This is a genomic window from Sphingopyxis sp. LARHCG72 (genome assembly GCF_052871675.1).
Genome location: NZ_JBIXJU010000011.1, coordinates 95,591 through 118,521 on the forward strand (window position 1 = coordinate 95,591; position 22,931 = coordinate 118,521).

Genomic DNA, 22,931 nt, shown 5'->3' on the forward strand with positions numbered 1-22,931 from the left:
CGCAAGGGGAGCGGGCGGCGAGCCTCAGACGAACTTCATATCGCCGAAGATCCAGCGCCAGGGCGCGCCGGTTTCGCCGAGGATATCACGCACGATCATCGGGAACGCGGCTTCGGCGCGGACATCGTTCGACATGACAAGCACGCAGCGTCGCTGATTCACGAGGCACACGAGCGCGTTGCCCGTCGAATCGTTGTGTCCGCCGCGAAAGAAAGCGGCCCCCTTCGGTCCGGTAAAGGTGATCAGGCCGACACTCGCCATCAAGCCTTTATGTTGCTGCGCTTCGGCCACGTCGCCAGCGAGCGTCGGGAACTGCGAAGCCGAACGGATTGGCAGGCCCGGACGGAACAACTCGTATCGCGCCTTTTTCGACAGCCCCTCACCCGATACCAAGGCCGCCGCGAAATTGGCGAGGTCAGTGATCGTCGTGTCCATCGATCCGGCCATGCGCACACGGCCACGTTCGTCATGCGCCTCGACCTTGCCGCCGAGCGTCCAGCCGTCGGCATAGTTGGCCGCAAAATCGGGGCGCCAGACGAGACTGCTATTGGGCATCTTGAGCGGGTCGAAGACCAGCCGCTGCACCTGTTGGGCCGTGTCGAGCCCCAACCCCTTGTCGAGCCCGAACTGGAGCAGCATGATCCCTTCGCCCGAATAGCCGTAGCGGCTGCCTGGATCGAAATGGAAACGCAGCTTGTGATCGGGTTCGAGGAAAGAAAAGTTCGCGAAACCCGTACTGTGATTCAGGATATGGCGCGGTGTAACCCCCCGCCAGCGCTCGTCCCCTGCCAAGTCGCCCCAATTGCCATAGGCCTCGATGTTGCCATAGTCGGGAAGCGGCTTCGCCAGCATCGCGGCGATCGGTCTGTCGAGATCGACCTTGCCCTCGTCGACCAGCCGCAGCACCGTATACGCGAAGACCACCTTGGTCAGCGAGGCGCCGTACATGATCGTCTGCGGGGTCAGTGGCTCGCCCTTGGCGTTGCGCTCGCCGAAACTCTGGACCGAGACGACCTTGCCCTTGTCGATCACCGCGATGGCGAGTCCCCGTGCACCGGTCGCCGCCATCGCCTGTTGCGCGGTTTTCGCAACGGTGACCGGGTCGGCCACGCCTTGGTCGGCGACGGGCGTCGCTTGGGCGCTCGTGGTCATCAACAGCGGTAAAGCCAACGCCAGTTTCGCGTCGCGCATCGCAATCTCCCGATCTGCCACTCTGAACTGCTATATCACCGCAATACAGCTGGCAAGACGTCGGGTCAGGGGGCTTTTCTTTGCGGCGGCGGCGGCGGCGAGCCGTCGCGCGTCTGCGACATCAGGATCACGCACATCGTCCGATGCACCGGATGCGGCCCGCAGGCGACGCCGGCATAGCGGTGCGTCGATCGCAGCAGGCTGTGACGATGCCCGCGATCGGGCACGCCATCGTCGATGAGGAGCTGATCGACGACGCCTTCGGGCGTGTGATGGCCATAGGTGATGACCTCGTTGACATAAGGGCCGCCGCCGCGCGCCTTCATCCGTTCGCCGGGGCCGCTTCCCCTTGTATGATGGCCGACCGCGCCCGAGCGTGACTGGACCGCGACATGGTCGGCCGCGGCGCGCGCCAGCGCACCACTCCATTCCAGCGTCGGCAAGGGTTTCTCCCGGCGCAGGTCGCGGATCGCCTCGTCGACCGCAACGACGCCCTCGCGCGTCATGATGTCGATCTCGCTGTCGTCGTCGGCAACCAGCAGCTTGCCCTCGAAGCGCGGGCGATAGTCGCGCAGATATTCGGTGTAGGCCGCGGGATCGCTGCGAAAGCGATTGAGTTCGGTGAAAACGCCCTCCTCGAACCGGCTTTGCGCCGCGACTGTGACGGTCACGCCAAGAGACAAAAGGACAGTGGCGGCAAAAAGGAGGCGAGGCTGCGTCATGGCGAGTGCGATAAAGGCGCAAGTCTGAACGGGCCGCAACGGCAAAGCGCAGCGGCAGGGACTGGCGCCGGAAGCAATCTGGCGCTAGGGGCGCTGCAACAGCGGCGCCTCACTCAATCGCGCGCCGAACCTCACGGAGTTTTTATGGGTTTCAAATGCGGGATCGTCGGCCTGCCCAACGTCGGCAAGTCCACCCTGTTCAACGCGCTGACCGAAACCGCGGCAGCGCAGGCGGCGAACTACCCCTTCTGCACCATCGAGCCAAATATCGGCAATGTCGCGGTGCCCGACGCGCGCCTTGAAAAGCTTGCCGCCATCGCGACGAGCAAGAAGATCATCGCGACGCAGCTCGCCTTCGTCGACATCGCCGGCCTCGTGCGCGGCGCGTCGAAGGGCGAAGGGCTCGGCAACCAGTTCCTCGGCAACATCCGCGAGGTCGACGCGATCGTCCACGTGCTGCGCTGTTTCGAAGACGACGACATCCAGCATGTCGAAAACAAGGTCGACCCGGTTGCCGACGCCGAAACGGTCGAGACCGAACTGCTGCTGTCGGACCTCGAAAGCCTCGAAAAGCGCGTCCCTGCCTTTGCCAAGAAAGCCGCGCAGGGCGACAAGGAAGCGAAGATCGCTGCCTCGGTCCTCGGGCAGGCGCTCGACCTGCTGCGCGAAGGCAAGCCCGCGCGGCTGGTCGAACCCAAGGATGACGAGGAAGCGCGCGTCCTGCGCACCGCGCAGCTGCTGACCTCGAAGCCCGTCCTTTACGTCTGCAACGTCGACGAAGGCAGCGCCGCGAACGGCAATGCGTTCTCCGAAAAGGTGTTCGCGAAGGCGGCGGCCGAAGGCGCGCAAGCCGTTGTCGTGTCGGCTGCGATCGAAAGCGAGCTGGTGACGATGGACATGGCAGACCGGCTCGAGTTCCTCGAGGAAATGGGCCTCCACGAAACCGGCCTCGCACGCGTCATCCGCGCCGGTTACGAGCTGCTGCACCTGATCACTTTCTTCACCGTCGGACCGCAGGAAGCGCGCGCGTGGACGGTTCACACCGGCGCGACCGCGCCCGAGGCCGCGGGCGAAATCCACAGCGATTTCCAGAAGGGCTTCATCCGCGCCGAAACGATCGCCTATGACGATTATGTCACACTGGGCGGCGAAGCGAAGGCACGCGAAGCGGGCAAGCTGCGCGCCGAGGGCAAGGCCTATGTCGTGCACGACGGCGACGTGATGCACTTCCTGCACAGCTGATCCGAAGCCGTCATTGCGAGGTTCGGCCGGGATCGAGCGGGCCGTTCCACGCCGTGACCGAAAGGCCGGTCAGCCGAACCGACGACGAAACCAGCCCCGCTTTTTCGGAACGATCGGGGGCTGACCCGAAAGCTGCACCAGGTAGTTTCCCAGGATAGCCGCTTGCTGCCTCGTCATAAGGAACCGAAAAAGATCGGGGTCGTGCTTCCTCGCGGCTTCCGAAGACTGCACGCTTTCGAGCCGGAGCATGATGCGATCACCCGCATCATGGTGTGTCCAGCCGACTAGTGCCCCGAAACTCTCCATCATCTCGCCCTGCTCCCTCACGATTTCCGCGCGGCTGGCGCCCACAGCCCGCAATGGCTGTAACAGACCTTCGGCGGAATGTCGTCCAAGGGGTGGGAAGCTGACGTCCAAACAATCCCTCGCCCCCGCGAAGGCGGGGGCCGCCATCGGGCCTGAGCTATATCTCCAACGGCCCCCGCCTTCGCGGGGGCGACGACTGGCTTCGTTTTTGAAGCGGACATTTTCGTAACAAGCTCCGACGAAGTCCTACGGCTCGAATGCCGCCAGAATCGGACACGGCCCCTTGTCGCTCGCCGCGCATTGGTCCGCGAGGCGCGCGAGCGCGGCGCGGGTTTCGGTCATCTGCGCGATCTTTTCGTCGAGAACCTCGATCCGTGCCCGCGCCAGCGTGCGCACGCGGACGCGATCGTCGCTCGCCTCGAGCGCGAGCAGTTCGGATATCTCGTCGAGCGTGAAGCCCGAAGCCTGTGCCGAGCGGATGAATTTGAGACGGCGCAGGTCGTCGGCATCATAGCGCCGTACGCCGCCGCCCCAGCCGTCGCCTCCACTACGCGCGGGCGTGCCCATCAGCCCGCGGCGCTGGTAATAGCGCACCGTTTCGACCCCGACGTCGCCCGCCGCCGCCAATTTGCCGATCGTCCATTGCATCGCTTGACTCCGTACCATGGTACGGACGCTATATGGGGCGCATGACAAAGCAAGCAACCCTCCATCGCATGGTCATGCCCGGGCACACCTGCCCCTATGGCCTCAAGGCAAAACATCTGCTCGAAAGCCGCGGCTTCGCGGTCGACGACCGCTGGCTGACGACGCGCGAGGAAACCGACGCATTCAAGGCCGAGCATGACGTCAAGACGACGCCGCAGACCTTCATCGATGGCGTACGCATCGGCGGTTACGACGACCTCCGCCGCCATTTCGGGCTGAAGGTCGCCGATCCCGATGCGATGAGCTACACGCCGGTGATCGCGCTGTTCGCGATGACCGCGCTGATGGCGCTCGCGACCAGCTTTTCGGTCTACGGCGACGCCCTCACCCTCCGCGCCGCCGAATGGTTCATCTCGTTCAGCATGATCGTGCTCGCGCTGCTGAAACTGCAGGACGTCGACAAATTTGCGACGATGTTTCTCAATTACGACCTGCTCGCCAAGCGCTGGGTCCCTTACGCCAGCATCTATCCCTTTGCGGAGGGTCTCGCGGGCGTGCTCATGACGGCGCACGCGTTCAACTGGCTCTCGATCCCCCTCGCATTGTTCATCGGCGGCATCGGCGCGGTGTCGGTGTTCAAGGCGGTCTATATCGACAAGCGCGACATCAAATGCGCATGCGTCGGCGGCAGCAGCAAGGTGCCGCTGGGCTTCGTCTCGCTTACCGAGAATGTGATGATGGTCGCGATGGCGCTGTGGATGGCGCGGATGTGGTTCTGATCCCTTCCCGTATCGGTCATTGATGAAACATATGGCTGGGCTATCAGGGGCTTCGATTCGCCCCCACGGAGCCCAGCCATGTTCAATCGCCGCCATTTCCTTGCCGGGGCCACGCTCGCCGGCCTTGCCGCCCCCGCGATCCTGCGCGCCGAGGGCGGTATTTTCCGTGAGTTCCCGTTCAGCCTCGGCGTCGCGGCGGGCGATCCGGCGAGCGACGGTTTCGTCATCTGGACGCGCCTCGCCCCCGAACCGATGGAACGCCACGGCGGGATGCCGCTGGCAAACTTCCCGGTCGATTGGGAGGTCGCGAGCGACAGCGGCTTTCGCAGCGTGGTCGCGAAGGGCACCGAACTCGCGCGCCCCGAACTCGCGCACAGCGTCCATGTCGAGGTTGCGGGGCTCGAACCCGACCGCCCCTATTATTACCGCTTCACCGCGGGCGGCGAGCGCAGCCTGCGCGGCCGCGCGCGCACCCTGCCCGCGCCCGGTGCGAAGACCGACGCGCTGAAATTCGGGGTCGCCGGGTGCCAGCATTTCGAGGCAGGCTTTTTCGGCGCCTATCGCCACCTCGCGCGCGAAGACCTCGCCTTCGTCTATCACTATGGCGACTTCATCTACGAATATAGCGAGGAATATCTGTTCAACACCGGGCTGCCGACACGCCCGGTACGCAAACACGCCTTCCGCGCGCTCGTCGACGTCAATGATTTCCGCAATGCCTATGCGCAGCAGCTTGGCGACATCGACCTGCAGGCAGCGCGATCGGTCCATGCCTTCCTGTCGAGCTTCGACGATCACGAGATCCGCAACGACTGGGTCTCGGACGTCGATAACTGGAAGCTCGGGCTCGACGTCAACGACCCCGAAGCCGCGTCGCCCGAAATCTTCATGCTCAAGAAACAGGCGGCGATGCAGGCGTGGTACGAACATATGCCCGTGCGCAAGGCGCTGCTGCCACGCGGCGGGATGGTCGCGATGAACCGCGAATTCCGGTACGGCGACCTGGTGGCGATGCAGTTGCTCGATACGCGGCAATATCGCGACGACCAGCCGTGCGACGACGGTTTCAAGCCCGCCTGCCCGGGAGTCTATGACAAGAATGCGCAGGTGCTCGGCAAGGCGCAGGAGGAATGGCTCGGCCGCAACCTCGCGAAGGGCGGTGCGACCTGGAACGCCTTTGCGCAGCAGGTGACGATGATGTCGCTCGACCGGCGGCGCAAGCCCGACGAGCCCAAGAAGATCCTCAACCTCGACAGCTGGGCAGGGTATGAAGCGCCGCGCGAACGCATATTGTCGCGCATGGCAGGGCTGAAGAACAATATCGTCCTCACCGGCGACGAGCATCAGAATTTCTGCGGCGATCTGGTCTCGAAGGACAAGGTCGTCGGCGCCGAATTCGTCGCGACCTCGATCTCCTCGGGCGGTGACGGCAGCGATCAGAGAAACGGCACCGATACCTTCCTCAAGCTCAACCCCGAGCTCAAATTCGCCAACGACCAGCGCGGCTATATCGTGTGCGACGTCAATCGCGACGCGTGGCAGACGCATTTCATGGTCGTCGACAAAGTGACGACGCCGGTGAACACGCTGTCGAAACGCGCGACGGGCGTCGTCGAGCGCGACGTCGCCGGGATCAAGATGGCGTGACGTGTCGCGGGACGGTCACATAAGCGCCATAGCGGACCCGGCATGAACCGCCTCCTTTCGCTGCTGCTCGCCCTCCTCCTTCCCCTCGCCGCGCAGGCGCAGGAGGGAAGCGCGCGCCAACCCGTCACGATCCTGATCTCGATCGACGGCTTTCGTGCCGATTACCTTGATCGCGGGATCACGCCGAACCTGTCGCGGCTCGCGGCCGAAGGCGTGCATGGCAAGCTGCGTCCCTCGTTCCCCACCAAGACCTTCCCGAACCATTATGCGATCGTCACCGGCAAGCGCCCCGACAATCACGGGATCGTCGGCAACAATATGATCGATCCGCGGCGCCCCGATGTGCGGTTCAGCCTCGGCGATCCGAAACAGTCGCTCGATCCCTTCTGGTGGGACGAGGCCGAACCGGCATGGGTGACCGCGGGCAAGGCCGGGGTGCGCAGCGCGACGATGTTCTGGCCCGGCAGCGAGGTCGCGATTCACGAGAGCCGCCCACCCGACTGGATGCGTTATGACGCGCATGTCGACTATGCGCAGCGCGTCAACACCCTGCTCGACTGGATGCGCCGCCCCGCCGATATCCGCCCCGCCTTTGTCACGCTCTATTTCGAAGCGGTCGACGATGCCGGGCACAAATTCGGTCCCGACAGCGCCGAGGTCAACGCCGCCATCACCGAAGTCGATACGCGCATCGGCGACCTCACCGCCGGCCTTGCCGCGATGGGACAGCCCGCGCGGATGATCGTCGTCGCCGACCATGGGATGCGTGCGATCGACGAGAACCGTATCATCCAGCTCGCCGACCTGATCGACCTGCCAAGCATCATCGCGGTCGAGACCGGCCCTTACGCCGCCATCGAACCCGCCGCCGGAACCGACGACCGCGTGTATAAGGCGCTGCTGAAACCGCACGATCATATGGCGTGCAATCGCCGCGAGGAGCTGCCCAAACGGCTGCACTACGGCCAGAACCCGCGCGTCGCAGCGATCATCTGCATCGCCGAACCCGGCTGGTCGATCGTCGCGGGCACCCCGACATGGCCCGTGAAGGGCGGCGCGCACGGCTATGACAATCAGGATCCCGAGATGCTCGCGCTGTTTATCGCCAGCGGCACCGGCCTCAAAGGCGACATCGGGATCGTCGACAATATCGAGGTCTATCCGCTGCTGATGCGGCTCATCGGCGTCGCGCCGCTGCCCAGCGATGCGACGGGCCTGCTGGTCAAGCGCCTACCGTAGCCAGTCGCGCAGCACCGCCATCGCGTGAATCGAGGCGGTCGGCGCGTTGACGATCTGGAGCTGGTAGCGCCCCTGCATCACGTCGAATTCGACCATCTTGCGGATACCCGAACAGGCGGGGCCATGCCCGTGGGTCATCGATTTCACTATGGCGCCATCGCGAACGAGGTCGATCCACGCCCCCGCGTCGAGCGCGACCACAAGCCGCCCCGCCCTCTTCACATCGATCGGGATCATCCCGCCGAATTTATGGACGTCAGGCTTGCGTTCGGGCGCGACGCCATAACGCAGGCTTTCGAACTTGTGCAGCGGCAACGCCGTCCGCGCCGCGCCGAGCGGCGACCAGCCGGCGCCGAGATCGTCGCCATAGGCATAGATCGTCTTGCCGGCCGCATCGCGCGACCAGTCCGCGAGTTCGGGCGGGAGGACCGGCGCGGCGGGACAGGCCGCTACGGGCTTTTCGGCCGGTGCCGCAAACGCCGTCGCGGGTGACAATGCGGCCAGTGAAATGGCGATGATCCCAAGCTTCATCCTATTTCCTCCCGAACAGTTTCTCGACATCCTCCATCGCGAGCTTCACCCACGTCGGCCGCCCATGATTGCACTGACCGCTGTGCGGCGTCACCTCCATCGTACGGAGCAGCGCGTTCATCTCGGCAACGCTCAATGTCCGCCCGGCGCGAACCGATCCGTGGCACGCCATCGTCGCCGCGACCAGTTCGAGCCGCTCGCTCAGCCCCAGCGCCGCGTCGTAACCCGCAAGATCGTCGGCGATATCGGTGACGAGCTTGCGACAATCGATCGCGCCGAGCATCGCGGGGGTCGCGCGCACCATCACCGCAGCGGGGCCGAAACGTTCGAGTTCGACCCCGAGCGTAGCGAGCTGCGACGCCGCCGCCTCGAGCCGGTCGCACGCGGGCTCGTCGAGTTCGACGACCTCGGGAAGCAGCAGCCCCTGCGACGGCACCGCCTGCCCGCTCATCCCGCGGCGGAGTTGCTCGAGCACGAGCCGCTCGTGCGCGGCGTGCTGGTCGACGATGACCAGGCCGTCCTCGGCCTCGGCGACGATATAGGTTTTCGCAATCTGTCCGCGCGCGACGCCGAGCGGATGCGCCTCGGCCTCGGGCGGCGGCAGCGTCGCGACCTCGGCACGCCCCGCGAGCGGCGCGGCGGATGCAAAGGGCGTGATGCGGTCATAGACGCGCGCGACATCCTCGCCCGGCGGCGCGATGTCGGTGCCGAACAGGTGCACCGCGGGTTCACTGCGGTGCCCGAACAGGAAACCCGTCGCGGGTTCGGGAGCGACGGGCTCCTGCTGCCAGGCGGCGAGTGCGGCTTCGGCGGGCCGCTGGACGCTGCGGAATCCATGTTCGTCGAGCGCGCGGCGGAGGCCGCCGACGATCATCCCGCGCACAAGCTGCGGGTCGCGGAAGCGCACCTCGGTCTTCGCCGGATGGACGTTCACATCGACCTCGCTCGTCGGCACGTCGAGGAACAGCGCGACGACCGGATGACGATCGCGCGCGAGCAGGTCGGCATAGGCGCCCCGCAAGGCGCCGATGAGCAGCCGGTCCTTCACCGGGCGGCCGTTGACGAACAGATATTGATGGTCGGCGATGCCGCGATTGTAGGTCGGCAGGCTGATCACGCCGCCGAGATGGACCTCGCCGCGGTCGATATCGACGCCGATGCTGTTCGCCACCAGCTCGCGCTGCGTCAGCGCCGCAACACGCGAAAGCTGGTCCTGCCCGCCCTGCACGTCGAGAACGCGCCGCCCGTCATGCTCGAGGGTGAAGCCGATGTCGGGACGCGCCATCGCGAGCCGCCGCACGACATCGAGGCACGCGGCATATTCGCTGCGTCCGCTGCGGAGGAACTTGCGCCGCGCGGGAACGCGCGCGAACAGGTCCTCGACGGCGACGCGGGTGCCTTTCGCGAGCGCCGCCGGCCCCTCGGCCACCACCGCGCCATTGTCGACGACGCGTTTCCATCCGTCGCCGCCCGCGACCCGGCTTTCGAGCGTCAGCCGCGCGACGCTCGCGATCGATGGCAAGGCCTCGCCGCGGAAACCCATCGTCGTGACATCTTCGATCGCGTCGGTCGGCAGCTTCGAGGTCGCATGGCGTTCGAGCGCGAGCGCCATGTCGGCGGCGGTCATCCCGCACCCGTCATCCTCGACCTCGAGCCGCGAAATCCCGCCCTCGGCGATTCGCACCGAAATGCGAGTCGCACCCGCGTCGATGGCGTTCTCAACCAGTTCCTTGAGCGCCGCAGCGGGTCTTTCAACCACTTCACCGGCTGCGATCCGATTTACTAGCTTTTCCGGCAGGCGACGTATTGACATGGCCGCTCTCCTAGCGCAGTCGAACGCAAATCGCGACCCATCCGCACAGCCCTGATCATTTTGTCCAGCCACCCTTCGTGGACGAGCCGGAATCTCCCCCTGATTGTAGCTGTCGCCGGCCGGGCGCGCGGATGAAATCACGATAGGGGGCGTGTCCATCAAGGGCGCGGCTTCGCTGACAGGAAGCAATATCGATGTCCTTCTTTTCCCGCTGGTTCAAATTCAATTCCCAAGACATGGCTATCGACCTCGGCACCGCGAACACGGTTGTGTACGTGCGCGGCAAGGGCATCGTCCTGAACGAACCCTCGGTCGTTGCGGTCGAGACGTTGAACGGCATCAAGCGGGTGAAGGCCGTCGGCGACGACGCGAAGCTGATGATGGGCAAGACCCCCGACAGCATCGAGGCGATCCGCCCGCTGCGCGACGGCGTCATCGCCGACATCGACGTCGCCGAACAGATGATCAAGCACTTCATCACCAAGGTGCACGGCGGCAAGCCCAACGCGTTCCGCAGCCCCGAAATCGTGATCTGCGTCCCCTCGGGCTCGACCAGCGTCGAACGCCGCGCGATCCGCGACGCCGCCTCGAATGCTGGCGCGAGCGAAGTGTGGCTGATCGAAGAACCGATGGCCGCCGCGATCGGCGCCGACATGCCCGTCACCGAACCGATCGGCTCGATGGTCGTCGACATCGGCGGCGGCACGACCGAAGTCGCCGTGCTCTCACTCCGCGGTCTCGCTTACACCACCTCGGTCCGCGCGGGCGGAGACAAGATGGACGAAGCGATCGTATCCTACGTCCGCCGACACCATAATCTGCTGATCGGCGAATCGACCGCCGAACGGATCAAGAAGGATTTCGGCATCGCGCGCATCCCCGCCGATGGCGTCGGGCTGACGATCCACATCAAGGGTCGCGACCTCGTCAACGGCGTCCCCAAGGAAATCTCGATCAACCAGGCACAGATCGCCGAAGCGCTGTCCGAACCGATCGGCACGATCGTCGAGGGCGTGCGCATCGCGCTCGAAAACACCGCGCCTGAACTTGCTGCCGACATTGTCGATCAGGGCATCGTGCTCACCGGCGGCGGCGCGCTGATCGCCGAGCTCGACGAACTGCTGCGTGACGCTACCGGCCTGCCGGTCACGGTGGCCGAAGATCCGCTGACCTGCGTCGCGATCGGCACCGGCCGCGCGATGGAAGACCCCGCCTTCCGCGGCGTGTTGCAGCAAGCCTGATACCAAGGCGCTGAACCATGGTCCGCCCGGCACATCGGCGTCCGGGGCAATCCCGAAAGGCCCAGTACAGCCTGTTCGTTGCCTATGTCATTGCGGTGACAGGGGCAGTGGCGGGCCTGTTGCTGGCCGTTCTTTCGGTCGTTGACCCCGTCGGCTTTGCCCAGCTCCGCGTGGCGAGCCAGGAAATCACTGCGCCGATCGCGCGCGCGTCGCGGTCGGCGATCGGGTCGATTTCGGGGATCGACGATACTGTCGGCGCCTATGTGCGGGCGGGGACGCAGAACCGGCGGCTGCGCAAGGAACTGGCCGACACCCGGCGCGAACTGGTCGCGACCAGTTCGCTGCAGGAAGAAAATCGCCAGTTGAAAGCGCTGCTCAAGCTCCAGGAAACCGACAAGACCGCGCTCGCCAACGGTTATCTGCTGACCTCGACCTCGACGAGCAGCAAGCGCATCGCGCTGCTCAGCATCGGCCGCAACCTCGGCGTCGCCGCGGGCCAGCCGGTGCGCGGCGCCGACGGGCTGATCGGGCGCGTGCTGTCGAGCGGGCCCTCTGTTTCGCAGGTGCTGCTGCTCACCGACGTCGACAATATCGTCCCCGTCCGCCGCGCGCGCGACGGCCTGCCCGCGCTCGCCTATGGCCGCGGCAACGGCGACCTCGACATCCGCACGCTCAACATCGCGAACAATCCGTTCAAGCCGGGCGATATCCTCGTCACCTCGGGTACCGGCGGGCTCTATCCGCCGAACATCCCCGTTGCGATCGTCGTGCGGCGCCAGGACGACGGCGCGCTCGCGCGTCCGCTCGCCGACCCCGGCAAGGTCGATGCGGTGTCGGTGCTGCGTCCCTACACCCCCGACAATATCGAAGCGCAGGGGCTGCCGGGTCCCGCGCCAGCCCCCGCCCCCACCGGCGCGCCATGAACCAGAAAGGCCCGCGCCTCGGCGAACCGGCGTCGCTGTGGCGGATGCGCATCGTGCCGGTCGCGAGCGTGATGTTCGCCTCCGCGCTGCCGCTGATGCTGCCGCTGATCGCCAATTCGCCGGTGCTGCCGCCGCTCGGCCTGCTGTTCTTCCTGTGCTGGCAGCTGTTGCGCACCGAAATGTGGCCGGTGTGGATCGGCCTGCCGCTGGGGCTGTGGGACGATCTGTTCAGCGGCCAGCCGATCGGCACGGCGGCGGGGCTGTGGACGATCGCCAGCATCGCGATCCATTATTCGTCGCAGCGCATCTATTGGCGCGGCTTCCTCCACGACTGGGCCATTGCGGCGCTGTTGATCGCGATCATCCAGTCGCTCGCGGCGCTCATCGTCCATCCGCACGCCGATACGGGGCGCGTGCTCGGGCTGATCGTGCCGCAGATCATCGTCTCGGCACTGCTCGTCCCGCTGTTCATGCGCCTGACCGGCAAGTTTGACAATTTCCGACTGAAACGTCGATAAAATCCCGATGCCGAAAAAGAAGAGCCCGCCGATTACCGAAGCCTGGAGGGGCATAACCTTCACCCGCCGCGCGCTCGTCGTCGGCGGTGCGCAGGCGGCCGTCGGCGTCGCGCTCGCGGCGCGAATGGCCTATATATCGGTTATCGACAACGACAAATATGTCCTTGAATCGGAAAGCAATCGTGTCAACCTGACGCTGGTTCCGCCGCGGCGCGGCTGGATCGTCGACCGCCATGGCAAGGCGCTCGCGAACAACCGCGTGTCCTTGCGCATCGACATCATTCCCGACCGGCTGCACAATAAGGAGCTGGTGCTCGGCCAGCTCCAGACGCTGCTGCGCCTCGACGGCGACGCGATGGAGCGGATCAATCGCGACCTGAAGGCCGCATCGGGATTCCAGCCCGTCGCGGTCAAGGAGGACATGACCGAGGCCGAATATAGCTCGATCCTCGTCCGCCTGCCCGAACTGCCCGGCGTCGCGCCGCAGCGCGGCTTCGCGCGCAACTATCCGACCGGCGCCGCGGTCGGTCACCTGATCGGTTATGTCGGCGCGCCGACCGCCGAGGAATATCAGAAGGTCAAGGACCCGCTCTACATCACCCCCGGCTTCCGCACCGGCAAGGACGGGCTCGAGAAATATTTCCAGCCGATGCTGCGCGGCGAACCCGGTGCGAAACGCGTCGAGGTCACCGCGCGTGGCAAGGTCGTGCGCGAACTCGGTGTCAAACCCGATACGCAGGGCAAGACCGTGCACCTGACGATCGATGCCGACCTGCAGGAATATGTCGCGCGGCGCATGGGACGCGAATCGGGCGCGGCGATCGTGATCGACTGCCAGAACGGCGACATCCTCTCCTTCGTGTCGATGCCGAGCTTCGATCCGAACAGCTTTTCGGACGGCATCAGCAGCAATGAATATGCCTGGCTGCGCGCCGACGACCATCAGCCGCTGATCAACAAGGCGACGCGCGGCCTCTATCCGCCGGGTTCGACGCTGAAGCCGATGGCGGCGATCGCCGCGGTCGAACATGGCGTCGACCCGAGCGAACGGCACACCTGCGTCGGCGGCTACCGCCTCGGCAGCCGCTTCTTCCGTTGCCTCGGCACGCACGGCAGCCTCGACATGCCGTCGGCGATTATGAAAAGCTGCAACAGCTATTTCTACTGGCTCGCGCATCGCCTCGGCTATGACGCGATGGCCCCCACCGCGCGGCTTCTGGGGCTCGGTGAGGAATTCCAGCTCGCGGGCAGCAACCAGCGTTACGGCACCATCCCGGACAGTGCGTGGAAGATGAAGAAATACGACCAGCAATGGTCGGCGTCGGACTCGCTCAACGCGGTCATCGGGCAAGGCTATGTCAGCGTGAACCCGCTCCAGCTTGCTGTGATGGCATCGCGCATCGCATCGGGCCGCCACCTCTATCCGCGGCTGGTCAACCGCGAATTCAAGAATGAGCCCCTGCCCTTCTCGCCCGAAGCGCTCGCCGTCGCGCGTCACGGCATGGACCTTGTCGTCAACGGCGCCGGCACCGCGGTGCGCAGCCGTCTGCCGCTCGACGGTATCACGATGGCGGGCAAGACCGGCACCGCGCAGGTGCGCGGCCTCGGCACCGGGAACGGGAAAAGCGGCACGTGGAAATTCCGCGACCACGGCCTGTTCATCGGCTTCGCGCCGGTGGTCAACCCGCGCTATGCGACCGCTGTCGTGATCGAACATGGCATGGGCGGATCGCGCGCAGCAGCGCCGGTGGCCAAGGATTTCATGACCTTTCTCTTCGACCGCGAAAAGGCGATGGAAGCGCTCGAGACTTTCGAAGCCGGCTGGGGCGGCACGATCAAGGAACGTATGGACCGCGATTATGCGGCGTGGAAGGCGGGCGCGTCGAGCGATCCCGAACCGGGGGTGCCGCAATGATCCCTGTCCCGCCCGCCATCCAGCGCATTCCGTGGAAGCTGATCGCCATCCTCGCCGGGATCACCGGTTTCGGCCTGCTCGTCCTCTATTCGGCCGCAGGCGGCAACTGGTCGCCTTGGGCGTGGCAGCAGGGCGTGCGTTTCCTCGTCTTCCTCGGCGCCGCGCTCGTCATCGGGCGCTTCCCGCTCCGGATATTCGAGGATTTCGCCTATATCGGCTATATCGGCGTCCTGGTTCTGCTGATCGCGGTCGAACTGCTCGGCTTCGTCGGCGGGGGCAGCCAGCGATGGCTCAACCTCGGCTTCATGAACCTGCAGCCGTCCGAGCTGATGAAGGTGGCGATCGTGATCGCGCTCGCCCATTTCTATGCCCAATTGCCCCCCGGCAACACGCGCACCTTCACCGCGCTCTGGCCGGCGCTTATCATGATCGGCCTCCCCGCGGCGCTCGTCATGCTGCAACCCGACCTCGGTACCGCGCTCGCGATCTGTATCGGCGGCGTGGTGGTGATGTTCGTCGCTGGCCTTCCCTTTTGGTGGTTCGGCAGCACGGCGGTCGCCGGGATCGCAGCGCTGCCGGTGCTCTTCTCGTTCCTCCACGATTATCAGCAGAAACGCGTGCTGATCTTCCTCGATCCCGAAAGCGACCCGCTCGGCGCCGGCTATCATATCAGCCAGTCGAAGATCGCGATCGGTTCGGGCGGCATCGGCGGCAAGGGTTTCCTCAACGGATCGCAAAGCCATCTCGATTACCTGCCCGAAGGCCACACCGATTTCATCTTCGCGACGATGGCGGAGGAATGGGGGCTGATCGGCGGGCTCGCGCTGCTGTTCGGCTTCTTCCTGCTGCTGCGCTGGTCGACGCGCGTCGCGCTGCGCGCGCGGACGCGCTTTGGCCAGCTCACCGCGGCGGGCCTCACGATGACGATCTTCTTCTACATCGCGATCAACCTGATGATGGTGATGGGCCTCGCCCCCGTCGTCGGCATCCCGCTCCCGCTCTTCTCTTACGGCGGCTCGTCGATGCTCACGATCATGACCTGCGTCGGCATCATGCTGGCGATCGAAAACGACAGCAAAACGGGCAGCCGCCGCTTTCATTGAGAAAAAAATCGGCAAAAAGGCATCGGGGGCATTGCCAACCCCACAGGGGCATGATAGCGGGCCGCTCGCTTCGCAGCAAAGAGGGGTCCTCTTCGCCGCAAGGCACGCCGGAAAACGGCAGTGGACGCATAGCTCAGTTGGTAGAGCAGCTGACTCTTAATCAGCGGGTCCTAGGTTCGAGCCCTAGTGCGTCCACCATAACTTTTCCGCCAATTTTGACCGATCAAGCGCCACCCCTCGGGGGCTGCTTTCGGGTTCACGTAATCGCCACGTAATCGACCGAGCTAGTTTCGGCCTTCCCCTCCCCGTCGTTTCCCTGTCGGCGGTATATCGACGCCATGAGAGGGCGCAGACGCTACCATGAACCACGACGCTACGCTGCGGCGGCACGGCGCCCGCAAGGGCGATCCTCGCCTGTCGGCGGTTATTTCGCTGCAGTTTGTCTGATCGGGGCAGTAGTGGGTGGCGGCTGGGCAATGACGGATCCTGAGCAGCAACAGGCTTTCATGAGCAACGCGAAGGAAGTCGCAATTGACGTCGGCATGATGCGCGAGCGGGCACCGCAGGCTGGCGATCACTGGCGAGGTTGCGACGACGCTCGCGCCGCTGGCACCGCCCCCATCTATCGCGGGGAGCCCGGCTATCGCGAAAGCATGGACGGCGACAACGACGGGATTGCCTGTGAACCATATCGCTAACCAGCGCGCCTCTCGCAGGACACCGCCAATCCTGCGGCTCTGCATTCCGCTGCTCCTGCTGACGTCCGCCTGCGATTCCGCGATCGTCGACGAGGCTCAGCGTGCTGAAGATGAAGGCGCAGTGGTCAACAACGGCACGATGGAAGCAATGTACCCCGAGACATTCCGCCCAGGCTCGCCGGCTTATCTTGAACGAGATTTCGAAGCGGGGGCGGACTTCATCTGCGACGAGATCAAAGCCAAGCATAAACGTGACATTTGTTCGGAGCCCGATATTCATTGGCGGTAGCCAAGCGCGGCCTTCACATCGGCATTGGTCGCTCGCCAGTCCAAAGCAGCGACAGTTTCTCAGCAATCGCCTTCCATCTCGCCACGCCAGCGGCGTCACCTTCCGATGCAAGGGCGCCTATGCGCTCCGCAATGTAGATCGCAGCGTTGTCACCCTGCTCTCGCTCGACCAGCAACGCGCACGCCCAAAGCTCTCGCTCAGCGGTGATCACTATTTCGCTCCGACCTAGAAGGGCTCCGCCAAAGAGGAAGCCCTTCCGTCCTCTCGGTATGGCTACGCTATAGGAATCCTGTCGGCCATCTCGCTTGCGAGGTGGCGCTCATGCAGAAATAATATGATGGGAAAGGCGCGAGTCAAGGTTAGCGTTTTCGCTTGGAACGCCTAGGCCGGGCAGACGTTACCTATTTTTCCCGCCGCACGGCATCCTGACATGCCACGTGGCGGCGGCATCTTGGAAACCCCCTCCTTTAAACTGGCCCCGCTTCGGCGGGGTCTGTTTTGTCCAACGATGAATGACGGGAAATGGGGTGATGGGGTGGACGCCGCCCGGCGGCATCGCTGTGCCATAGTGGAGGTGTTGTCACACCACTAGAGGAGGCGTCCGTGTCGGAAGTTAGCATAATCGGTCTGGATATCGCCAAGAATGTTTTTCATGCGCACGGCGCTGATGCGAGCGGGCGGGCACTGTTCAGCCGCAAGATCGTCCGAGGGAAGCTGCTGGAGTTCTTTGCTGGGCACCAGCGTTGTACGGTCGCGCTGGAAGCCTGTGGGGGCGCGCACCATTGGGGCCGAGAGCTCACACGGTTGGGGTACGAGGTGAAGCTGATCCCGCCCGCGTATGTGAAGCCGTTCGTGAAGCGGAACAAGAATGATGCGGCGGATGCGGAGGCGATTTGCGAGGCCGCCCAGCGCCCGAGCATGCGGTTCGTGGCGATCAAGAGTGAAGAGCAGCAGGCGTCAGGCCTGGTGTTCCGGACCCGTGACTTGCTGGTGCGGCAGCGCACCCAGCTGATCAATGCCATCCGAGGTCATCTTACCGAATATGGCTGGGTAGCGCCCAAGGGTCCCTCGCACGTCGCGATGCTCGGCGATCTGCTTGCGGACGAGGTGGGATCGTCGCTACCCGAGGCAGCCAGGTCGATGTTCCGCACAATGCTCGATCTGCTGGAGGAACTGAACGAGAAGATCGGCGATCTCGACAAGGAGATTGCGCGCCGGGCTCGTGAGGATGCCGTCGCGAGGCGGCTGATGACGATCCCTGGGGTTGGACCGATTACGGCCACCGCATTGGCGGCTCTGGCACCGCCGGCAGAAACCTTCACCAAGGGACGGGACTTTGCGGCATGGTTAGGGCTGGCGCCAAGGCAGATGTCGACGGGGGGCAAGCAGAAGCTGGGCTCGATATCCAAAATGGGCGAGCGCACCCTGCGGCGATTGCTGATCATCGGTTGCAGTGCGGTGGTCCTGCAGGCCAGCAAGCGAGGTGCGCCTCAGGGCTCCTGGCTCGAGCAGATGATGGCGAGAAAGCCGCGTATGCTGGTCACGGTTGCCCTTGCCAACAAGACAGCGCGGATCATCTGGGCCGTGCTTGTGAAGGAAGAGGATTACAGAGCTCCGGTCGCAGCCGCGGCGTAAGCCAAGGCGGACCAGAGGTCGCCGGAAGGCGCAGTCGGTCGAAGGAGAGTATGGCACAACAGTCGGCGAGACGGGGCCGGAAGAACCAGGGCTTCCCACTGTGCCGCGAGCACGCCGTGGGTGATGTGGTTCCGGTCCGCGAACTCCCATACGGGCCCGCAGCCTCCGATGCTGCATCAGAGGCCGGACAGATGGCAGCATCCGACTACGTGCATTACCTCTAAAAAACCGCTTGCGTCTCTTGGGGCGTCCACAGATGGGAAGCGGTCTGACTTCTTTCGGCGCTCCAAATAGACAAAGCGGCGACCGGTGGAATTAGCTATGCAGCTCCAAATGGATCAAACTGCCGCCCTTCAAATGCTCCTATCAGGCGACTCTCTGCGACTTAGCGCCCTAAAGACCGTGGCGGCGCTCGATCTTCCGGATTGCTGGATTGGCGCGGGCTTCGTCCGAGATGCCGTATGGGATCATTTGCACGGTTACGACGTTGCTGACCCAACTGGCGATGTCGATGTCATATGGTATGACGCGGCCTCGCCACAGGCCGATGTTGACCGTGGCATTGAGCAGCAGTTGCGAGGTGCATTGCCTAAGCTGTGCTGGTCGGTAAAGAACCAAGCTCGGATGCATCTTCGCAACGGGGATATTCCTTACACGTCGGTAGCCGACGCCATGCGGCATTGGCCCGAGACGGCAACGGCGGTCGCAGCCCGGCTTTTGCTATCCTCGATAGAGGTTAGTGCGCCTCACGGACTCGATGACTTGTTTGCGTTGCGATTGCGCCCAACCCCTCGCTTCCTCACCGAAAAGCTCCCAATTTTTATGCATCGCGTTGCTTCCAAGCGCTGGATCGACCGATATCCAAGGCTTTCCCTTGAACCGGCAGCTATCGGGCGAATTTGAAGAACGCTCCGTCTGCCGCAACCGGTCGTTAGCAGCAGGGCAGCGTTCGTCAGATATTCCCGGATAGAAGCCTGTCAGTTTCGGGACGGGATGCGAGCTTGCCCTCCGGCCGAAACGGGGTGGAAAGCGGACCTAGGCCCGCCCTTGAGTCAGGATGGTCGATAGCTCCCTTTGCCCGCTTGGTGACTGCTCCCAGAACGCCGATAGCTCACTGGGAAATCTGTTCTTCAAATCTGCCAAGACCGGCATCGCAAATGGTTCCGTCAAACGGGCCAGCCAGCGGTTGAGCGGAAACCCGGCAAGCGCAGCTCCGCAAATGACGCTTTCGGCTTCCCGGCCCACCCAACCATCTTCGGCTTCCGACAAGTCTTGCATCAGCGCCCGCTCGAACCAAGCGTCCAAAAGCTCGGTTACCGCCCGCAGTTCGTCTTGCGCCCACGACCGCCAGCTTGCCAAGCCTAGCTTGTTCAGTACGATCTCCGGGCTGTTGGCATTACCCGGATCGCTAACAGATATTTCTAAAATACGCGGGAGCAAGTATCGGAAGTCTCGATCGCTACCGATCGTGTAATACACGCCGGACACATAACGCCATAGCGCTTCGGCGGTGATGTCCCTCAGGGGCGTCGTCAGCAAAACATCGACGTTTCGCGTGCCAACGCAACAAGGACATCCTTCTATCGTCGAAGGTGCTGTCATGGCGAAATGACGGTAGACCGCGTCGACGGCTTCTCGAAGGCGAGCATCGGCAAAGGACAAAGAAGAATCGACCATGTGTTGAACATGGCGGCAGAATCCTATTGCAGCAATGTCCGCCATCCGGTCGATTCCGGTCATTCGATCCAGATCGACACGAATGGCAGCAAACGACCGATTGCGGACGGTCAACTGATTGCCAGTTGGTCCCGCCGCTGCAATTCCCACACCCCCGATTCCTTGCGATAGATTACCAGATCGGTCCCGCCGCCAAGGCCTCCCCAATACTCGCTGGCATAAAGCATCGCTGTCGAACCATCGTCCGAGATTGCCGGCAACGACATTGTAAGAACGGAGACCGGCCAAGGCTCTTTCCGAACGAGCCTGTCTATTTCCGGGTCGCTATGAATCACGGCATTCTTGGAAAGCCAAGTTTTCAGGGAAGGGCATCGGTCAACGACGCTAACATTCCGTGTTTCCACCGCTTTCCGCAATAGTGGCAGAACAGGATCTTTACGGACCTGCGGCGTCTCCAGCAGGATCGCGTCAAGCTCTTCTATTGTCGGTCCGACGGGGGGAGCCCGGGTCCGGACGGCCACTGGCCGAACTTCGTCGCGCTTGAAGCTAGTAGCATGTACGATCGCGACGGCGCATGCGTCATCAAGTTGCGCGCGTTGATCGTCTAACGGCCTGCATCCGTGCAGGGCGAATATCGCTAACAGCATTGCGAGAGATGCGCGAGACATAGGCTAAGGTCGCATTACTCGAGCGATTTCGCAACGTCCGCTTTCCACCCCTAAGCGGTCATTCACAGCCGACGCCATCGCCATCGCGATCCAGGTGTGATCCATAGCCCGGGGCACCTGCACGGACCGGGGCAGCACCGGCGGCGCGTGCGTGGGAGCAATTGCGAAACGACCGCCTTCCGAATGCGCTTTGCGGCTCGTCGGACATGAAACGCTGCCGCGTGGTTTCAACGGGCGCCGGGTCGGCATAGGTCCAAGTGGGCTGTTGGTCGGTTGGCGCCGGGCTTATGAACGCCTGCGGCGCATCTTCAAATTCGGACCCGGAATCATCGTCGGACAGTTCGCCGATTGCGAACGCCACCAGCGCGACGATCACAATTGTCCCGATGTTGCTGTTCCCCCTCTTCCCCATGAGCGCAGATTGCCACGGCAAACGCGAAGAGTCGAATCAGCGACAGCCTCTCATCGGCATTTGTGGTCCCGCCAGTATCTGTCCCATCGCTCGGCATATCCATCGCGCACCATGGCGCAGGAAATATCGCCCGACTTGGGCGAACTGCAGAACGCCGCAGTGCGATTGCCCCCGGCGCCGCCCGCCGATCGGCAACGCATTGTCGGGCCCGCCACCTTTATGTGCCCGGTGCGCAGCGTGCCGGTCGGCGTGCCTACCAGTCGCGCGAGGTAATCGCGTGCCGCGCGGGCGTCGACATCTGGACAAGGATGACCCGGCTTGCACGTCCCGTCCATTTCGCGAGCGGCGATACCCGAAAGGCGAATATGCGGGCCCTCTTCGCACCAGATCGGACCGTCACCGTCCCATACTGCAGTGGGCGTGCAATTGAACGATTGGCCCGACGGGACGACGGTTACAGCAAGCACGAGCGCGAGGATCATCCGCATGCCCTAGCTCGCCGATTATCTTTTGCGCTAGGCAAAAAAGCCCCGCCGAGGCAAATCTCGACGGGGCGGGTTTGCTCTCTGGGTCGCTGAGAGCCCCAGCAATTTAGAGGGCATCGATGAAGATGGAGTAAACCGAGCGATCAAACCGCGGACACCTGTAACCTCGAATCCAGATGCTGCTACTGGCCGATGTTGTTGAAAAAGTCCCCCTTGCAGTGATGGCGCAGTCCTGATTCAGCATTTCTGGTATCGGGAGATGTTGGTGATGATGGGTGAACGGACAGTGATGCAGGAGGCGCTGTTCTACAGCTTTAGCCTCGAGGATCATGTGCCGGCAGATCACCTGCTGCGGTCGATTGACCGGTTCGTGGATCTGGGTGATCTGCGCGAGCATCTGCGGCGCTATTATAGCGAGACGGGTCGGCCCTCGATCGATCCGGAGCTGATGATCCGGATGCTGATCATCGGCTATTGCATGGGGATCCGATCGGAGCGCCGGCTGTGTGAAGAGGTGCATCTGAACCTCGCCTATCGCTGGTTCTGCCGGCTGGGGCTCGACGGCGCGGTTCCTGATCACTCGACCCCCGCCTCCGCGGGGGCAGGCTCTTCTCGAAGAACCGACATGGGCGCTTCCGTGACAGCGATCTGCTCCGCAAGCTGTTCGAGATGACGGTATCGCGTTGCATGGCCGAGGGGCTAGTCGGCGGCGAAGGCTTCGCGGTCGATGCGAGCCTGATCCGGGCCGAGGCCAACCGCCAGACCTTCCACAGCGGTGAAGAAGGCTTGCCGGCGGAGCTGTCGACGCGCGCGATTGACGAGTATCTGGCGGTACTGGATGATGCAGCGTTCGGTGCTGCGAGCCAGGCGGTTCCGCCGCGTATATCGCCGTCGGATCCGGCGTCGCGTTACACCTCGGCGCACGGCGGCCGCGCCGAGTTCTGCTATGCGACCAACTATCTGATCGACGTCGAGCATGCGGTGATCGTCGATGTCGAGGCGAGCACCGCGGTGCGTCAGGCCGAGGTCACCGCAGCGAAGCGGATGATCGCACGCGTGCATGACGACCTCGGGCTCTGGCCGCGCAAGCTGATCGGCGACACGGGTTATGGCTCGGCCGACTGGCCTGCTGCCGGTTTGATGGACGCCGAGATAAGTTCATTCAGGCTACCCCAGCTTCACGTTCGAAGTCGATAGGACTGAGGTAACCCAGGGTCGAGTGACGCCGGGTCGGGTTGTAGAAGCATTC

At 63.9% G+C, this 22,931-nt stretch carries 22 protein-coding genes, 1 tRNA gene and 1 pseudogene; 15 read left to right on the forward strand and 9 right to left on the reverse strand.

The window, feature by feature from the left end:
* Positions 1-24: 24 nt before the first annotated feature.
* Together ACIPPQ_RS19870 and ACIPPQ_RS19875 are read right to left on the reverse strand one after the other, a co-directional pair.
* On the reverse strand, positions 25-1,191 hold the full coding sequence (locus ACIPPQ_RS19870) for a serine hydrolase domain-containing protein (protein WP_446545782.1): 1,167 nt from the start codon (positions 1,189-1,191) through the stop codon (positions 25-27).
* A 65-nt stretch (positions 1,192-1,256) separates the two neighbouring features.
* Complete coding sequence (locus tag ACIPPQ_RS19875) at positions 1,257-1,862, reverse strand: CAP domain-containing protein (RefSeq protein WP_446545783.1); 606 nt, start codon at positions 1,860-1,862, stop codon at positions 1,257-1,259.
* Between the two features lie 195 nt (positions 1,863-2,057).
* Between ACIPPQ_RS19875 and ychF the strand changes: the two genes are divergently transcribed.
* A complete protein-coding gene (ychF, locus tag ACIPPQ_RS19880) occupies positions 2,058-3,155 on the forward strand; it encodes a redox-regulated ATPase YchF (protein ID WP_446545784.1) in 1,098 nt (365 codons plus the stop codon).
* Between the two features lie 552 nt (positions 3,156-3,707).
* On the opposite strand, the gene ACIPPQ_RS19885 is transcribed toward ychF, so the two are convergent.
* Positions 3,708-4,109, reverse strand: a complete 402-nt coding sequence (locus ACIPPQ_RS19885) for a MerR family transcriptional regulator (RefSeq protein ID WP_446545785.1) — start codon at positions 4,107-4,109, stop codon at positions 3,708-3,710.
* Positions 4,110-4,150: 41 nt separating this feature from the next.
* On the opposite strand from ACIPPQ_RS19885, the gene ACIPPQ_RS19890 reads away from it, so the two are divergent.
* From ACIPPQ_RS19890 to ACIPPQ_RS19900, 3 genes are all read left to right on the forward strand, one after another.
* Positions 4,151-4,888 carry a MauE/DoxX family redox-associated membrane protein gene (locus ACIPPQ_RS19890; protein ID WP_446545786.1) on the forward strand — a complete coding sequence of 246 codons (738 nt, stop codon included), beginning with the start codon at positions 4,151-4,153 and terminating at the stop codon, positions 4,886-4,888.
* 78 nt (positions 4,889-4,966) lie between these two features.
* Positions 4,967-6,535: an alkaline phosphatase D family protein gene (locus ACIPPQ_RS19895; RefSeq protein WP_446545787.1), complete on the forward strand. Its 1,569-nt coding sequence runs from the start codon at positions 4,967-4,969 to the stop codon at positions 6,533-6,535.
* Positions 6,536-6,577: 42 nt separating this feature from the next.
* Positions 6,578-7,774: an alkaline phosphatase family protein gene (locus ACIPPQ_RS19900; protein ID WP_446545788.1), complete on the forward strand. Its 1,197-nt coding sequence runs from the start codon at positions 6,578-6,580 to the stop codon at positions 7,772-7,774.
* Here the strand turns inward: ACIPPQ_RS19900 and ACIPPQ_RS19905 are convergent.
* Both ACIPPQ_RS19905 and mutL read right to left on the reverse strand, forming a co-directional pair.
* A complete protein-coding gene (locus tag ACIPPQ_RS19905) occupies positions 7,766-8,305 on the reverse strand; it encodes a homogentisate 1,2-dioxygenase (RefSeq protein ID WP_446545789.1) in 540 nt (179 codons plus the stop codon). The genes ACIPPQ_RS19900 and ACIPPQ_RS19905 overlap by 9 nt on opposite strands.
* Before the next feature lies 1 nt (position 8,306).
* Positions 8,307-10,118 carry a DNA mismatch repair endonuclease MutL gene (gene mutL / locus ACIPPQ_RS19910; protein WP_446545790.1) on the reverse strand — a complete coding sequence of 604 codons (1,812 nt, stop codon included), beginning with the start codon at positions 10,116-10,118 and terminating at the stop codon, positions 8,307-8,309.
* Between the two features lie 194 nt (positions 10,119-10,312).
* On the opposite strand from mutL, the gene ACIPPQ_RS19915 reads away from it, so the two are divergent.
* From ACIPPQ_RS19915 to ACIPPQ_RS19950, 8 genes are all read left to right on the forward strand, one after another.
* The gene (locus tag ACIPPQ_RS19915) at positions 10,313-11,359 is read left to right on the forward strand and encodes a rod shape-determining protein (RefSeq protein ID WP_446545791.1); all 1,047 of its coding nucleotides are present in this window, start codon (positions 10,313-10,315) and stop codon (positions 11,357-11,359) included.
* A 17-nt stretch (positions 11,360-11,376) separates the two neighbouring features.
* Entirely contained in the window at positions 11,377-12,282 is a 906-nt protein-coding gene (gene mreC / locus ACIPPQ_RS19920) for a rod shape-determining protein MreC (RefSeq protein ID WP_446545792.1), read from the forward strand.
* Complete coding sequence (locus ACIPPQ_RS19925) at positions 12,279-12,800, forward strand: rod shape-determining protein MreD (protein WP_446545793.1); 522 nt, start codon at positions 12,279-12,281, stop codon at positions 12,798-12,800. Before mreC ends, ACIPPQ_RS19925 begins: the two co-directional genes overlap by 4 nt.
* 7 nt (positions 12,801-12,807) lie before the next feature.
* The gene (mrdA, locus tag ACIPPQ_RS19930) at positions 12,808-14,715 is read left to right on the forward strand and encodes a penicillin-binding protein 2 (protein ID WP_446545794.1); all 1,908 of its coding nucleotides are present in this window, start codon (positions 12,808-12,810) and stop codon (positions 14,713-14,715) included.
* Positions 14,712-15,818, forward strand: coding sequence for a rod shape-determining protein RodA (rodA, locus tag ACIPPQ_RS19935; RefSeq protein WP_446545795.1), 1,107 nt, complete (start codon positions 14,712-14,714; stop codon positions 15,816-15,818). Before mrdA ends, rodA begins: the two co-directional genes overlap by 4 nt.
* Positions 15,819-15,940: 122 nt before the next feature.
* A tRNA-Lys gene (locus ACIPPQ_RS19940) sits at positions 15,941-16,016 on the forward strand.
* Between the two features lie 278 nt (positions 16,017-16,294).
* On the forward strand, positions 16,295-16,516 hold the full coding sequence (locus ACIPPQ_RS19945) for an excalibur calcium-binding domain-containing protein (protein WP_446545796.1): 222 nt from the start codon (positions 16,295-16,297) through the stop codon (positions 16,514-16,516).
* Positions 16,500-16,805: a hypothetical protein gene (locus ACIPPQ_RS19950; protein ID WP_446545797.1), complete on the forward strand. Its 306-nt coding sequence runs from the start codon at positions 16,500-16,502 to the stop codon at positions 16,803-16,805. Before ACIPPQ_RS19945 ends, ACIPPQ_RS19950 begins: the two co-directional genes overlap by 17 nt.
* Before the next feature lie 13 nt (positions 16,806-16,818).
* Here ACIPPQ_RS19950 and ACIPPQ_RS19955 read toward each other — a convergent pair whose 3' ends face one another.
* Complete coding sequence (locus ACIPPQ_RS19955) at positions 16,819-17,016, reverse strand: DUF6961 family protein (RefSeq protein WP_446545798.1); 198 nt, start codon at positions 17,014-17,016, stop codon at positions 16,819-16,821.
* 392 nt (positions 17,017-17,408) lie between these two features.
* Between ACIPPQ_RS19955 and ACIPPQ_RS19960 the strand changes: the two genes are divergently transcribed.
* Together ACIPPQ_RS19960 and ACIPPQ_RS19965 are read left to right on the forward strand one after the other, a co-directional pair.
* Positions 17,409-18,440, forward strand: a complete 1,032-nt coding sequence (locus tag ACIPPQ_RS19960; protein WP_446545799.1) for an IS110 family transposase — start codon at positions 17,409-17,411, stop codon at positions 18,438-18,440.
* Between the two features lie 333 nt (positions 18,441-18,773).
* Entirely contained in the window at positions 18,774-19,343 is a 570-nt protein-coding gene (locus ACIPPQ_RS19965; protein WP_446545800.1) for a nucleotidyltransferase family protein, read from the forward strand.
* Positions 19,344-19,475: 132 nt separating this feature from the next.
* Here ACIPPQ_RS19965 and ACIPPQ_RS19970 read toward each other — a convergent pair whose 3' ends face one another.
* The 3 genes from ACIPPQ_RS19970 to ACIPPQ_RS19980 form a co-directional block, all read right to left on the reverse strand.
* Entirely contained in the window at positions 19,476-20,267 is a 792-nt protein-coding gene (locus ACIPPQ_RS19970) for a hypothetical protein (protein WP_446545801.1), read from the reverse strand.
* A gap of 576 nt (positions 20,268-20,843) precedes the next feature.
* Positions 20,844-21,161 (reverse strand): excalibur calcium-binding domain-containing protein, encoded by a 318-nt coding sequence (locus tag ACIPPQ_RS19975; protein ID WP_446545802.1) that lies wholly within the window; start codon positions 21,159-21,161, stop codon positions 20,844-20,846.
* Between the two features lie 86 nt (positions 21,162-21,247).
* Positions 21,248-21,679: a thermonuclease family protein gene (locus ACIPPQ_RS19980; protein ID WP_446545803.1), complete on the reverse strand. Its 432-nt coding sequence runs from the start codon at positions 21,677-21,679 to the stop codon at positions 21,248-21,250.
* A gap of 271 nt (positions 21,680-21,950) precedes the next feature.
* Here ACIPPQ_RS19980 and ACIPPQ_RS19985 point away from each other — a divergent pair.
* Positions 21,951-22,801 (forward strand): annotated as a pseudogene (locus ACIPPQ_RS19985) (transposase); the annotation flags it as partial.
* Between the last annotated feature and the right edge of the window lie 130 nt (positions 22,802-22,931).